Genomic DNA, 11,786 nt, shown 5'->3' with positions numbered 1-11,786 from the left:
CGCCCGCCCCACCACACCGTCGGCCCGATGTTGCCGTTGCGATCGAACAGCGCGTCGCGGTGCGGACCGAGGAACCAGTCGCGCCGCTGCCAGCCCATGGGCGTCGGGTCGAGGGCGGGCAGCAGCGTGGCCACCGGCGCGACGTCGCCCTCGGGCTCGGTGTCGTCGGCCAGGACGATGCCGGGCTCGCCGTCGAGGTCGACGTCAGCGGTGTCCAGCCCCGCCAGCACCGTGCGCGTGACGCCGAGCGTCCACCCCGTCCACCACTGCAGGTCGGCGACCGTGGCCGGGCCGAACACCCGCAGCCAGCGCCGGGCCAGCTCGGCCCTCGCCTCGGCCACGGGCACGTCGGGCAGGCCGTCGGGCCACAGTCCGCGCACGGACGCCCACCGGTGCTGCCGCGACAGCCACGTCCCCGCCGGCCGGCCGCGCACGATGCGGCCGTCGGCGCCCATGAGGGTGAGCACGCGGCTGGTGATGTTCTGCTTGACGTCCCACTTCTTGTCCGTGGTCGGGAGGACGGCGGTGCGCAGCCGCGGCTCGGCCTTGGCCAGCTCGTTCGCCAGCGCCTCGCCGCGTTCGTCCAACGCCTTCTCGGTGCTCGCCTCGACGTCGGCCAGCCAGGCCGCGACATCGCCCTCGAGCGGCGGGTCGGTGGGCAGCGTGCTGAGGTGCTGGACCAGCTGGCGGCGCAGGCGGTCGGCGATGGCCAGCCCGGCGGCGCTGTGCACGACCGGCACGAAGTCGGTGGGCGTGACGAACATGGTGCGCCGCATGGCGATCAGCTTGACGACCGAGCGGTCGTCGTACAGCGCGGCCGACACGTCGCCGAGCGTCGCCCCGGGCACCCTGACCAGCGCCGACACGTACACCGTCGCGGGATCGGTGGCGTGCAGGACGATCATGCCGCCGACCGCCGCGGCGACCGACCCGGCCGGGGTCTCGCGAGCGAGGTGGTGGCGGCGCAGCAGCCGGAGGCGGCGCTGTTCGGGGCTGATGCTGAGCACGGTCCGATCCTGGCACGGCGGTCCGACAACGTCGGAATTTCCAGGATTCGCTGGACCACGGATCGGGAACGATCTACGCGAATCGGTTGACAGTGCCTCTAGGGTATGAATCTGGAACGATTCTTCTCAGTCCGTGGACTTCTCGGGGGGCTCCGTGAGCCAGCACAAGGCAACGGAAGAACGGCGTTACCGCATGGAACTCGCGGTCGTCATTCTCATCGGCCTCGCCGTCGCCGTCGGCGCCGTTGTCGCGATCCTGAGTCTGGGCGGGTCGTCCGGCGACGACGTGCGACAGGAGTTCGGCGGTCTGCCCGCCGCCGTGGAGTAGGCGTCAGCTCCAGCGCACCCGCACCTGGTCGCGCCAGTCGCGCAGCACGCTCGGCCGGCCGGTCGCGGTGAGCTCGTCGCCGCGGTTCCACAGGCCGAGGTAGAGCTGCGCCGCGGTGCCGGACAGCTCCGCGTCGGCGGGTGTGCCGGCACCCGCCGTGGTCGTCAGCGACTCCGGTTCGACCCGCAGCAGCCAGGCGTCGCCGGTGTCCGTGGCCCGGACGGCGATGGTGTACGGCTCGCCGGTGCGCAGCTTCCCGCGGCCGCGGGTGATGAAGCCGGTGAGCAGCTCGTCGACGCCGTCGGCGGCCAACTCCGGCGCGACGGCGATCTCGGCCGCCGACGGGGCCCGGCCGAGGGCGGCAGCCAGCGCGTCGGCGCCGTGGATGGTCGTCTCGTGCGCCTGCCGCCTGGCCCAGAACCGCCGGGGTGGCGGCGCATCCTTCAGGAACACCATCGCCTCGGCGTCGTCGGGTGTGGCCGCGATGGTCGCCAGCAGCGCGTCGAGACCGTCGCCGAACCAGGCCAGCAGGTCCGGGGCCACTCGCGCCGCCGCCACCGAGGCGTCGGTGTCGTGGTCGCGCTCACCGCGCAAGTGCGCCGCGGCCCAGCGGTGCACCATGCCCTGGTGCGTGACCAGCGCGCGCACGTCCCACCCGGGACAGGTGGGCACCTGCGCGTCGAGCCCGGCCCGCGCGGCGGCGTCGAGCAGCGCCGCGCCGCTGTGCCGCAGCAGCGTCACATGGTCGTCGAGCCCCAGGCGGGTCGCCACGAGCGCATCGTAGACGCCGACACCGGCGACCTCACCACTCCGCGAAGCTGCCGTCGGCGTGCCGCCAGACCGGGGCGCGCCAGCGGTGCCCGACCTCGTCGGCGCGGCGGACCGCGGCCTCGTCGACCGCGATGCCCAGCCCGGGCGCCACCGGCCGCTCCACGTAGCCGTCGACGAACCGGAAGACCGTGGGATCGACCAGGTAGTCGAGCAGGTCGTTGCCCACGTTGTAGTGGATGCCCAGGCTCTGCTCCTGGATGAGGAAGTTCGGCGTCGCGAGCGCCACCTGCAGGCTCGCGGCCAGCGCGATCGGGCCGAGCGGGCAGTGCGGCGCCAGCGTCGCGCCGGTCACCTCGGCCTGGGCGGCGATGCGGCGGACCTCGGAGATGCCGCCGGCGTGGGAGATGTCCGGCTGCACGACGCTGACACCGGCGGCCAGCGGCTCGGCGAACTCGCGCCGGCCGAACAGCCGCTCGCCGGTCGCGATGGGGACCGAGCTGCACGCGACCACCGACGCCAGCTGAGCGCCGAGTTCCGGCAGCACCGGCTCCTCGACGAACAGCGGGTGCAGCGGCGCCATCAGCGGCAGCAGCCGGCGCGCGTTGGCCGGCGAGACGCGGCCGTGGAAGTCGACCGCGACGTCGCGGTCCGGGCCGAGCACCTCGCGCGCCGCGGCCAGCCGCCGCAGCACGTCGTCGGTCTCGGCGACGGTGGCGATCGGCCCGAGCGCCGCCGACCCGTTCATCTTCACCGCGGTGAACCCGTCGGCCACCTTCGCGGCGATGCCGTCGGCGACCTCGGCCGGCTCGTCGCCGCCCACCCACGTGTACATGCGGACGCGGTCGCGCACCGGGCCGCCGAGCAACGCGTGCACCGGCGCGCCGTACACCTGGCCGGCGATGTCCCACAGCGCCTGGTCCAGTCCGGCGACGGCGCTGGAGAGCACCGGCCCGCCGCGGTAGAACGTCGACTTCGTCATGACCTGCCAGTGGTCCTCGATCCGCAGCGGGTCCTGGCCGACCAGGTAATCTGCCAGCTCGTTGACCGCGGTGCGGACGGTGTCGGCGCGCCCCTCGACGACCGGCTCGCCCCAGCCGACGATCCCCTCGTCGGTGGCGACGCGGCAGAACAGCCAGCGCGGTGCGACGAGGAACGTCTCGATCGCGGTGATCTTCACTCGGACTCCTTCCCGGACGTGATCGCCCGGACGTCGCGGTCGGCCTGCGCCAGCAGGTCGCGGACGGCGCGCTCGGCGCCGCCGGCGTCCCCGGCGGCGACGGCGTCGAGAACGGCGCGGTGGGCGGGGACGCTCTCCGTCCACGGACCGCGGCCGTACACCAGCAGGTCGCGGGCGCGCAGGCCGGTCGCGATGACCTGCTCCATCTGCCACAGCAGCTCATTGTGCGCGGCGGCCAGCAGCGCCCGGTGGAACACCAGGTCCGCCTCGATGACGGCGTCGACGGAGGCGTCCGGATCGGCCATGATCGCGAGCGCGTCGCGCAACGTCGCGAGGTCGCCATCCGTCCGCCGGGCCGCCGCCAGCCGCGCGCCGGCCGGCTCGACGATGTCGCGCACCTCGGCGAGGTCGGACAGGAACGCGTCGTCAGCGCGGTTCTGCGCCTGCCACCGCAGCACATCGGCGTCGAGCAGGGCCCACTCCTCGCGCGGGCGGACGATGGTGCCGCGCTTCGGCCGGGCGTCGACCATGCCCTTGGCGGCCAGGACACGCAGCGCCTCGCGGACCACGGTGCGGCTGACGCCCAGTTCCCCCTCCAGCCGGACAGGGTCCAGCGGCTCGCCGGGCGAGACGTCGCCGCGGACGATCAGCTCGCCGAGGTGCGCGACCACGGCGCCGTGGATACCGCGGAAGGGCGAGCCGCTCACGCGGAGTCCGCCGTGATGCTCCAGCCGCCGTCGACGACAAGGTTGGCGCCGGTGATGTAGGACGCGTCGGCAGAGCCGAGGAACGCCACCGCGGCCGCCACCTCGTCGGGCCGGCCGAACCGGGCCAGGGTGGTGGCGCGGATGCTCCGCTCGCGGTCCGGCTCGCTGACGTCGTCCCAGGCCGCCGACATGATCGGGCCAGGCACGACGGCGTTGACGCGCACCTGCGGGCCGTAGTCGGCGGCCAGCTGCCGGCCCAGCGAGAGCAGCGCGCCCTTCGTGGCCGCGTATGCCGGCCGGCCGTGCAACCCGCGCATCGCGTGCACCGACGACGTGATGACGATCGACCCGCGGGTCTCGCGCACCAACCCGACGAGCGCGCGTACGGCGAGGAACGTGGCGGTGAGGTTGACGTCGAGCTGCCGGTGCCAGTCGGCGACGGCCAGCCGGTCGGCCGGCTCGATCACCGCGATGGCGGCGTTGGAGTGCAGCAGGTCCAGTCGGCCGGGCCCGTCGTCCAGCCACCCGGCGACGCGCGCCCAGCCGTCCTCGTCGGCGACGTCCAGCACGACGCTCTCGGCGCCGCCGCCGAATCCCGTCGACCGCGCCGCCTCGGCGGCCGCTCCGGCGGCCGCGGCGAGCTGCCCTTCGTTGACGTCGCCCAGCACGACGTGCGCCCCTTCGGCGGCCAGGCGCCGCGCCGTCGCCGCGCCGATGCCGGAACCGGCCCCGGTGACCAGCGCGACGCGGCCGCGGTAACGGGGCGCGAGGACGGTGTCGCTCTCACTCACGAGCGACACCCTAACCTCAAATCATCTTGTATGACTATTGGGCGCCGGGCGCCGCCCGCCTGGCGATCTCGGTCCCCCCGCTGATAGCCCCTCCCGAGTTGATCTTGGAGTAAAGCGGCCATCTATCGGACATTGCACCCAGTATTGGCCGCTCTACTCCAAGATCAACTTCTGGGTCGGCCGGCGACGGCGGCGGCCGCACGCTCGGCGAGCGCACGGACGGCGGCGGCCAGTGCGGCCGGGCGTTCGACGGTGAACGCACAGCCCAGCGCCACCAGGCGGTTCGCCAGCCACTCCATCGAGTCGTCGCGGCGCGCGTCCAGCCGGCACCGCGCGTCGTCCACCGCCACGACCTGCCCGGGCGCGTCGCCGAGGCGGCCGGCTACCGCGGTCACCGGGGCGTCGAACGACACCACCACGCGCAGCTCCGGCGTCCCCCAGTCGGTGCGCCGCCCGGCGACGTAGGCCGCGGCGTCGGCGGCCGGCAGCGCCCGCTCCTCGCGCACCCGCACCCCGGTCGGCTGCACCCGGGTGATCCGGTCCACCCGGTACGTCCGCCAGTCGGCGCGGTCGACGTCCCAGCCGACGAGATACCAGCGGCGGCCGGACGGGACCAGCCGCAGCGGCTCGGCCAGCCGCCCGGACTCCGCGGTGTCGCCGGCGGTGTAGCGGAACCGCACCCGCTCGCGCGTCGCGGCGGCGCCGGCGAGCGCCGTCAGCACCTCCGGGTCGACCGCCGGGCCGTCGCCGCCGATCGGCAACGTCGCCGCGCCGAGCGTCCGCACCCGGTGCCGCAGCCGGCTCGGCAGCACCTGCTCGAGCTTGCCCAGTGCCCGCACCGACGCCTCCTCGATGCCTGCGACCGCGGACCCGGCGGCCGCCCGCAGCCCCACCGCGATCGCTACTGCCTCCTCGTCGTCGAGCAGCAACGGCGGCAGTGCGGTGCCCGCGACCAGCCGGTAGCCACCGGCCGCCCCCAGCGTCGCCTCGACCGGATAGCCCAGGTCGCGCAGCCGGTCGACGTCGCGGCGGACGGTGCGCGGGCTGACGCCCAGCCGCCGCGCCAGCTCGCTGCCGGGCCACTCGCGCGGCGTCTGCAACAGGGACAGCAGGGCGAGGAGGCGGGCCGGCGTGTCGGTCATGAATCCCAGAATGCCGCAGAACTAGGACAAGAACAGACCTAGATGCCTCCTATCGTCAAGGACATGTTTCCTTTCCAGATCTCCATCCCCCAGTCCGACCTCGACGACCTGCACGATCGGCTGGCCCGTACGCGGTGGACGCCGCAACTGCCCGGCGACGGGTGGGACCGCGGCGTGCCCACCGACTGGCTGCGCGACCTCGCCGAGTACTGGCGCACCGGCTACGACTGGCGCGCCCGCGAGGCCCGGCTCAACACGTTCCCGCAGTTCATCGACGAGATCGATGGGCTGGGCCTGCACTATCTGCACGTGCGCTCGCCGGAACCGGACGCGCTGCCGCTGGTCCTGGCGCACGGCTGGCCGAACTCGTTCGTCGAGTTCGTCCGCACGATCCCGCTGCTCACCGACCCGCGGGCGCACGGCGGCGACCCGGCGCAGGCGTTCCACGTCGTCGTGCCGTCCATGCCCGGGTTCGGGTTCTCCGGTGCGCCGCATACGACGGGGTTCGGTGTCGGCTCCGTGGCCGGGCTGTTCTCCGAGCTGATGGCGCGCCTCGGCTACGACCGGTACGGGGCGCAGGGCGGCGACCTCGGCGCGTACGTCGCGCCGGAGCTGGCCCGGCGGCACCCGGACCGCGTCGTCGGCGTGCACATCGACGGCGGCTTCGGCTTCCCGACCGAAGACGACGTGCCCGGCATGACCGAGGCGGAGCGGGCCGAGTGGGATCTGATGCAGCAGTGGATGTCCGGCGGCGTAGACCACCACGCGCTGCTGCGGGTCGCGCCGCAGACGTTCGGGCACGGCTGGCACGACTCGCCGGTGGCGCTGCTGGCCTGGCACGCGCACAAGTTCCAGGAGTTCTCCATGTCCGGCCAGCCGCTCTTCGACGTCATCGACCGCGACCTGTTCCTCGACAACGTCAGCGTCTACTGGTTCACGAAGACCGCCGCGACGTCGTCGTGGCCGATGTATGAAGGACTGGCCGGCGGCGACGGCGGCGCCCGCTTCGAGTGGCCGAAGGGGCAGCGGGCGGTGCCCTCAGGCGTCTACGGCGGCGGGTCGGCGCTGATGCGGCGGCTGGCCGAGCGCGACAACACGATCGCGCATTGGCCCGAAGGCAACCCGGGCCGGCATCACTTCATCGCGATGGAGGAGCCGGCCGGGCACGCCGCGGACATCAGGGCGTTCTTCGCGAAGGTGCGGTGAGCCCTGGCGGGTCGGTCCGGCGGGATTCACAGGAAGTCTGACTACCCTCGGAGCATGCGCCCCTACCCGCCCCGGCCCGGAGGTGTCGTCCTCGGCCTGCTGATGTTCGTGGCCGGCACCCTGGGCACCTGGGCGATCTGGCGGTGGTTCGTCGACACCGCCGTGGGGCAGCGGATCGATCAGGTCGCGTTCCGCGGCTCCGGGATCGGCCGGTCCACGTTGTGGTCCGGCGCGGAGCGAGTGCTCGACGTCGTGTCGGTGCCGTTCGTCGTGGTGGTGCTCGGCGCCGTGGCGCTGATCGCGCTGCTGCGGCAACGGTGGCTGCTGGCGTTGCAGGTCATCGTGCTGGTCGGCGGCGCCAACCTCACCACCCAAGTGCTCAAGCGCGTCGTCCTCGACCGGCCGCGTCTGGCCGATGACACCGGGCCGCTGGGCAACTCGCTGCCCAGCGGGCACACCACGGTCGCGGCCAGCGTCGCGGCCGCACTGGTTCTGGTGGTGCCCCGGCGGGCCCGGCCGGCGGTCGCGATCGTCGGCGCCGGGCACACCGCCGTCACCGGCGTCTCGACCATGGTCGGCGGCTGGCACCGGCCGTCCGACGTCGTCGCCGCGGTCACGGTCGTGCTGGCCTGGGCCGGGCTGGCGACCGTGCTCACCTCGTTGAGCAGCCCCGAGCGGATGCCGTCGCCGCCGGTCGGCAACGCCCCGACGGCGGTCGTGACGGGTCTGTTCGTCGCGGCGGCCGGCGTCGCCGGCGCCATGGCCGCGTCGGCGCTGCTGCGCACCCGCGACATGCTGAACACCGCCGGCGCGGTCACCGAGCGGTCGGACCTGGCGACGGCGTACGTGGGCGCGGCGCTCGGCGTCGTGGCCGCGACGGCGCTCGCGTTCGCCGCGGTCCTGGTCGCGCATCAGATCGCCAGCCGCCCGCCGCAGGCTGCTCGTCCGGCCTCCGCCCGAGCCGTCTCGACGCGGGTCTCCGACACCGTGTCCTAGCCGTTCGGTGCTGTCACGGCAGCGTGCCGGACGACGGGGAACAGGTGTTCAACGCTGCCCGCCGAACTGATGGTCAAGAGTTGACATAGTCTTCCAAAGAGGGCTACACAACGGCTCTCCCGAGCGGCAGACTGACGGAATGACCTCTCGTACACCGGCCGCGAGGCCTGTTTTTCCTTCGAGTCCGTTCCGCCCCATCGCACCGCCCCCCGTCGAGAAGTTCTCCGTGAATGACCTGCTCACTCATGACCGTCACGGTCTTGGCCGCGTTGTCAGCGTGCCCGGCGACCACGAGGTACACGTCGATTTCGGCACCGCGGTACGCCGCATCGCTCTGCCGAACCCGAAGGTGACCCGGCTCTGAGCCGTCGCCATTCTGAAATAGCCGTAAAACACCACCTAAACGTCCCGGCATCCGGCCGCCCGGCATCGGGTTGTGTCAATATCCGCCATGCCGGTCGGCCGGGGCGGGACGTTCATCCCACGCGCGCCGCACACCGGTCAGCCGATCCGGGTTCCGGAACGCCAGCAGCCGCACGACCTGGCCGTCCTCGGTCTCGATGAGGCCCGCCACGTCGAGGCGCCCGTTCCGCCAGCCGACGACGCCCGGCTCGCCGTTGAGCTCCGCGTACTCCCACTGGTAGAGGGCCAGCTCGGCGCGGACCACCGCGCCCGTGAGCAGCCGTGCCACCTTGTCCCTGCCGACGATCGGGCGGCGGGCCGCACGCGTCTTCCCGTCGGTGTCGTTCACCATGACGACGTCGGGCGCCAGCACTTCCAGCAGCTCGGCCAGGTTCCCCTCGGCGGTGGCGCGCAGGAACCGCTCGGTGACGGCGCGCCGCTGCTCCGGGTCGGCGTCGAAGCGCGGCCGCCGCGCCTGGACGTGCTCGCGGGCCCGGTGCGCGACCTGCCGCACCGACGCCTCGCTGCGGTCCAGCGCCGTCGCGATCTCCGCGTGCGCGAACCCGAACACCTCACGCAGCACGAACACCGCCCGCTCGATCGGCGTGAGCGTCTCCAGGACCACCAGCATCGCCATCGAGACGTCCTCGGTCAGCTCGACGCGCCCGGCCGCGTCCGGACCGGTCGCCAGCGGCTCGGGCAGCCACGGCCCGACGTACGTCTCGCGCCGGGACCGCAGCGTGCGCAGCCGGTTCAGCGCCAGCCGGGTCGCGATGCGCACGAGGTACGCCTTCGGCTCGACGACGTCGGAGCGGTCGGCGGCGGACCAGCGCAGCCAGGTGTCCTGCACGACGTCCTCGGCGTCGGCGACGCTGCCGAGCAGCTCGTAGGCGACGGTGAACAGCAGCCCGCGATGCCGCTGGAACGGATCGTCGGTCATGGTGCCGGCACCTCGCAGCGGTCCTTGAACCCCTGGCCGGTCAGCCCGAGCGCGGCGTTGTTGCGGTTGCGCAGGTCCTCCAGCGCGACTGTCGCCGTCAGCTCGACCGGCTCGGCGTCGCGGAGGTCGACCCGCAGCTCGGCCACCATCTGGTCGGTCACCTCCGGCGGCGTGGCGGTCATGGCCCCGGGGTAGGCCATCACCCGGCGCTCCAGTGCAGAGTAGAGGTCGCTGTCGCGCCAGTGGGTCACCGCGCGCAGCTCGGCCGGGTCGACGCCGGCGTGGTGGCTCGCCCAGTAGCCGAAGTCGCCCCAGGGCTGGTGGGCGGCCGCGGCGACCGGATCCAGCATGACGCCATAGCGGCGGCGCAGGACGAACCGGACCAGGCGGTAGCCCAGGGTGGGCTTCGGTGCGAGCGAGATACGTGCCATGCCCACCAGACACGCACCGGCGCGCGATTGTGACATGCCTGGATCCCCTTCCCTCGTGGAACTCACCGCCCGCCTGGGACCTCGCGGTCGGCCTTGGCCTGTGGCAGAGTCGCCGGTGATGTCCTTCACCTATCCCGAGGTCGGCGCCACCGCCGACGGCGGGCCGCTGCCGCCCGGCTACCACCACGCCCGGGTCCGTGAGCGCGTCGGCCACGGCCGGGCCGCCTTCGCCGCCGTGGTCGAGGGCGTCGTCACGTTCGACCTGCATCGCAGCATCGGCCTGCGCGTCACGACGTCACAGCCGCGGGCAGCGGCGGGCGTCCGGGTGACCAGCACGCTGGGGCTCGGCCCCGTGCGGCTCCTGCGGATCCCGTGCAAGGTGGTCTGGGTGCTCGACGAGGACCGCCGGGGCGGATATGCCTACGGGACGCTGCCCGGTCACCCGGAGCGCGGCGAGGAGTCCTTCGTCGTCGAGCTCGACGACCACGACGACGTCTGGTTCACGGTGACGGCGTTCAGCCGCGCGGCCGCCTGGTACGCCCGCCTCGGCGGGCCGCTCACCCGCGCCGCGCAGGCGATCGCCACCCGCCGCTACGTCGCCGCGGCCCGTCGCATCGCCGAACGCGCACCTCGCTGACCTGCGACGTCGTGCGGTGGCGTGAACGCCTGCGGCCGTGATCGGCCCCGCCCCCGTTGATCTTGGAGTTGTTCGGCCATCTATCGGACATATCGCCCCGCAATGGCCGAACAACTCCAAGATCAACGGGGAAGGCTGTCGGTGGTTGGCGCTGCTCCGCTGAGCGTCCGGCGAGATGATCAGTCGGTGAACGTGACCTGGACCTCGACGATCGGTCCGCTATGGTGTAGGTATCGAAGTGAGATCGTGCCGGTCACCGGTGCTGTCTCGCCCTTCCGGCGGTCGACAACCGGACCGAAGGGTCCAGCGATGACGCCGGGCTGACGCCCGGGGTCCCAGACCAGTTCACATCACGGTCCATTCGACGAATGCCGTGGCATCCTGAACAGAGGCCGGGGCGAGCAAGCGCCGCCGAGCCTTCGGGCCCATGGCAGTGCTCGGGTACCGGTTGCGGCCCCGGCTCGCTGCGGAGGCCGGGGTCGCAACCTCCGCTCCCCTGGTCGGCAGGGCATCCTCGTGGGCATGCCCGATCGCGTGCTCACCATCCCTCCGGAACGGCTGGAATCCTGGCTGGCCGGCTTCGCCCGGCGGCACGGCGCCGCCACACACCGCGCCGGTCCCGACGCCGTCGTCGTCCAGGCCGCGGACGGAGCGGTCGCGAGCTGCGCTGTCCCGTTCCCGCCGCTGCGGCCCGACGGCGCCGAGCCGTACAGCGGCCTGCTCGCGCACGCGGCCCGCGACCGCCGGGTCGGCGTGCTCCTGGTCCGCCGCGGCGGCTACGCGGCCGGCGTCTTCCACGGCTCCGCGCTGGTGACGTCGAAGGTGGGCTCACGGCACGTGCAGGGCCGGACGGCCGCCGGCGGGCAGTCGCAGCAGCGGTTCGCCCGGCGGCGTGAGAAGCAGGCCCGCGAGGCGTTCGAGGCCGCCGCCGACGTCGCCGCGCGGGTGCTGCTGCCGCACGCGGCCGAGTTGGACGCCGTCGTCACCGGTGGCGACCGCGCCGCCGTCGACCACGTGCTCGCCGACCGCCGGCTGATGGCGCTGGCCGCGCTCCGCGACCGCTCCGCCGGCCTGCCACACCTGGCCGTGCCGGACCCGAAACGGGCCGTCCTCGAGGCGACGCCGGCCACATTCCGGGCGATCCGGATCACCGTCTCCGAGCCGGACATCGCACCGTGATCAGGGCGACACCGCCGAGTCCGGGCCGTCGCTGGTCGCGTCCGATGGGCAGGCGTAGGTTAGCCAGTGACA

14 protein-coding genes are annotated in these 11,786 nt (G+C 73.5%); 6 read left to right on the top strand and 8 right to left on the bottom strand.

What is annotated here, in order from left to right:
• On the bottom strand, positions 1 to 1,007 hold a 1,007-nt coding region (locus tag E1262_RS15970; protein ID WP_132104131.1), incomplete at its 3' end, for a winged helix DNA-binding domain-containing protein.
• Positions 1,008 to 1,200: 193 nt separating this feature from the next.
• On the opposite strand from E1262_RS15970, the gene E1262_RS31715 reads away from it, so the two are divergent.
• A complete protein-coding gene (locus E1262_RS31715) occupies positions 1,201 to 1,335 on the top strand; it encodes a hypothetical protein (RefSeq protein ID WP_275261766.1) in 135 nt (44 codons plus the stop codon).
• Positions 1,336 to 1,338: 3 nt separating this feature from the next.
• Here E1262_RS31715 and E1262_RS15965 read toward each other — a convergent pair whose 3' ends face one another.
• The 5 genes from E1262_RS15965 to E1262_RS15945 form a co-directional block, all read right to left on the bottom strand.
• Entirely contained in the window at positions 1,339 to 2,106 is a 768-nt protein-coding gene (locus E1262_RS15965; protein ID WP_132104130.1) for a maleylpyruvate isomerase N-terminal domain-containing protein, read from the bottom strand.
• Between the two features lie 31 nt (positions 2,107 to 2,137).
• Positions 2,138 to 3,283 (bottom strand): galactonate dehydratase, encoded by a 1,146-nt coding sequence (gene dgoD / locus E1262_RS15960; protein ID WP_132104129.1) that lies wholly within the window; start codon positions 3,281 to 3,283, stop codon positions 2,138 to 2,140.
• Positions 3,280 to 3,990 (bottom strand): FadR/GntR family transcriptional regulator, encoded by a 711-nt coding sequence (locus E1262_RS15955; RefSeq protein WP_132104128.1) that lies wholly within the window; start codon positions 3,988 to 3,990, stop codon positions 3,280 to 3,282. The genes dgoD and E1262_RS15955 overlap by 4 nt, the downstream gene beginning before the upstream one ends.
• Positions 3,987 to 4,781, bottom strand: coding sequence for an SDR family NAD(P)-dependent oxidoreductase (locus E1262_RS15950; protein ID WP_132104127.1), 795 nt, complete (start codon positions 4,779 to 4,781; stop codon positions 3,987 to 3,989). Before E1262_RS15950 ends, E1262_RS15955 begins: the two co-directional genes overlap by 4 nt.
• Positions 4,782 to 4,945: 164 nt before the next feature.
• A complete protein-coding gene (locus tag E1262_RS15945; RefSeq protein ID WP_132104126.1) occupies positions 4,946 to 5,923 on the bottom strand; it encodes a helix-turn-helix transcriptional regulator in 978 nt (325 codons plus the stop codon).
• Between the two features lie 63 nt (positions 5,924 to 5,986).
• Here E1262_RS15945 and E1262_RS15940 point away from each other — a divergent pair, with 63 nt between their 5' ends.
• The 3 genes from E1262_RS15940 to E1262_RS31340 all read left to right on the top strand — a co-directional run bounded on the left by E1262_RS15940 (position 5,987) and on the right by E1262_RS31340 (position 8,489).
• Complete coding sequence (locus E1262_RS15940; protein WP_132104125.1) at positions 5,987 to 7,129, top strand: epoxide hydrolase family protein; 1,143 nt, start codon at positions 5,987 to 5,989, stop codon at positions 7,127 to 7,129.
• A 54-nt stretch (positions 7,130 to 7,183) separates the two neighbouring features.
• Positions 7,184 to 8,125, top strand: a complete 942-nt coding sequence (locus E1262_RS15935) for a phosphatase PAP2 family protein (RefSeq protein WP_132104124.1) — start codon at positions 7,184 to 7,186, stop codon at positions 8,123 to 8,125.
• Between the two features lie 226 nt (positions 8,126 to 8,351).
• Positions 8,352 to 8,489 carry a hypothetical protein gene (locus E1262_RS31340; RefSeq protein ID WP_238992952.1) on the top strand — a complete coding sequence of 46 codons (138 nt, stop codon included), beginning with the start codon at positions 8,352 to 8,354 and terminating at the stop codon, positions 8,487 to 8,489.
• Positions 8,490 to 8,564: 75 nt separating this feature from the next.
• Here the strand turns inward: E1262_RS31340 and E1262_RS15925 are convergent, their stop codons facing one another.
• Both E1262_RS15925 and E1262_RS15920 read right to left on the bottom strand, forming a co-directional pair.
• Complete coding sequence (locus tag E1262_RS15925) at positions 8,565 to 9,467, bottom strand: RNA polymerase sigma-70 factor (protein ID WP_132104122.1); 903 nt, start codon at positions 9,465 to 9,467, stop codon at positions 8,565 to 8,567.
• Complete coding sequence (locus E1262_RS15920; RefSeq protein ID WP_132104121.1) at positions 9,464 to 9,898, bottom strand: carboxymuconolactone decarboxylase family protein; 435 nt, start codon at positions 9,896 to 9,898, stop codon at positions 9,464 to 9,466. The genes E1262_RS15925 and E1262_RS15920 overlap by 4 nt, the downstream gene beginning before the upstream one ends.
• Positions 9,899 to 10,016: 118 nt before the next feature.
• On the opposite strand from E1262_RS15920, the gene E1262_RS15915 reads away from it, so the two are divergent.
• Positions 10,017 to 10,535 carry a DUF1990 family protein gene (locus E1262_RS15915; RefSeq protein WP_162605935.1) on the top strand — a complete coding sequence of 173 codons (519 nt, stop codon included), beginning with the start codon at positions 10,017 to 10,019 and terminating at the stop codon, positions 10,533 to 10,535.
• A 522-nt stretch (positions 10,536 to 11,057) separates the two neighbouring features.
• Positions 11,058 to 11,714 carry an acVLRF1 family peptidyl-tRNA hydrolase gene (locus tag E1262_RS15910; protein ID WP_132104119.1) on the top strand — a complete coding sequence of 219 codons (657 nt, stop codon included), beginning with the start codon at positions 11,058 to 11,060 and terminating at the stop codon, positions 11,712 to 11,714.
• Positions 11,715 to 11,786 lie beyond the last annotated feature (72 nt).

The sequence above is a fragment of the Jiangella aurantiaca genome, from assembly GCF_004349105.1.
Taxonomy (GTDB): Bacteria; Actinomycetota; Actinomycetes; order Jiangellales; family Jiangellaceae; genus Jiangella; species Jiangella aurantiaca.
The sequence above is the reverse complement of the archived record's forward strand: the minus strand, read 5'-3'. Positions and strand labels throughout refer to the sequence as shown.

Coding starts and splice junctions, on each gene's coding strand:
- E1262_RS31715 (WP_275261766.1), top strand. CDS start 1,201: ATGGAACTCGCGGTCGTCATTCTCATCGGCCTCGCCGTCGCCGTCGGC.
- E1262_RS15945 (WP_132104126.1), bottom strand. CDS start 5,923: ATGACCGACACGCCGGCCCGCCTCCTCGCCCTGCTGTCCCTGTTGCAG.
- E1262_RS15940 (WP_132104125.1), top strand. CDS start 5,987: ATGTTTCCTTTCCAGATCTCCATCCCCCAGTCCGACCTCGACGACCTG.
- E1262_RS15935 (WP_132104124.1), top strand. CDS start 7,184: ATGCGCCCCTACCCGCCCCGGCCCGGAGGTGTCGTCCTCGGCCTGCTG.
- E1262_RS15925 (WP_132104122.1), bottom strand. CDS start 9,467: ATGACCGACGATCCGTTCCAGCGGCATCGCGGGCTGCTGTTCACCGTC.
- E1262_RS15920 (WP_132104121.1), bottom strand. CDS start 9,898: ATGGCACGTATCTCGCTCGCACCGAAGCCCACCCTGGGCTACCGCCTG.
- E1262_RS15915 (WP_162605935.1), top strand. CDS start 10,017: ATGTCCTTCACCTATCCCGAGGTCGGCGCCACCGCCGACGGCGGGCCG.
- E1262_RS15910 (WP_132104119.1), top strand. CDS start 11,058: ATGCCCGATCGCGTGCTCACCATCCCTCCGGAACGGCTGGAATCCTGG.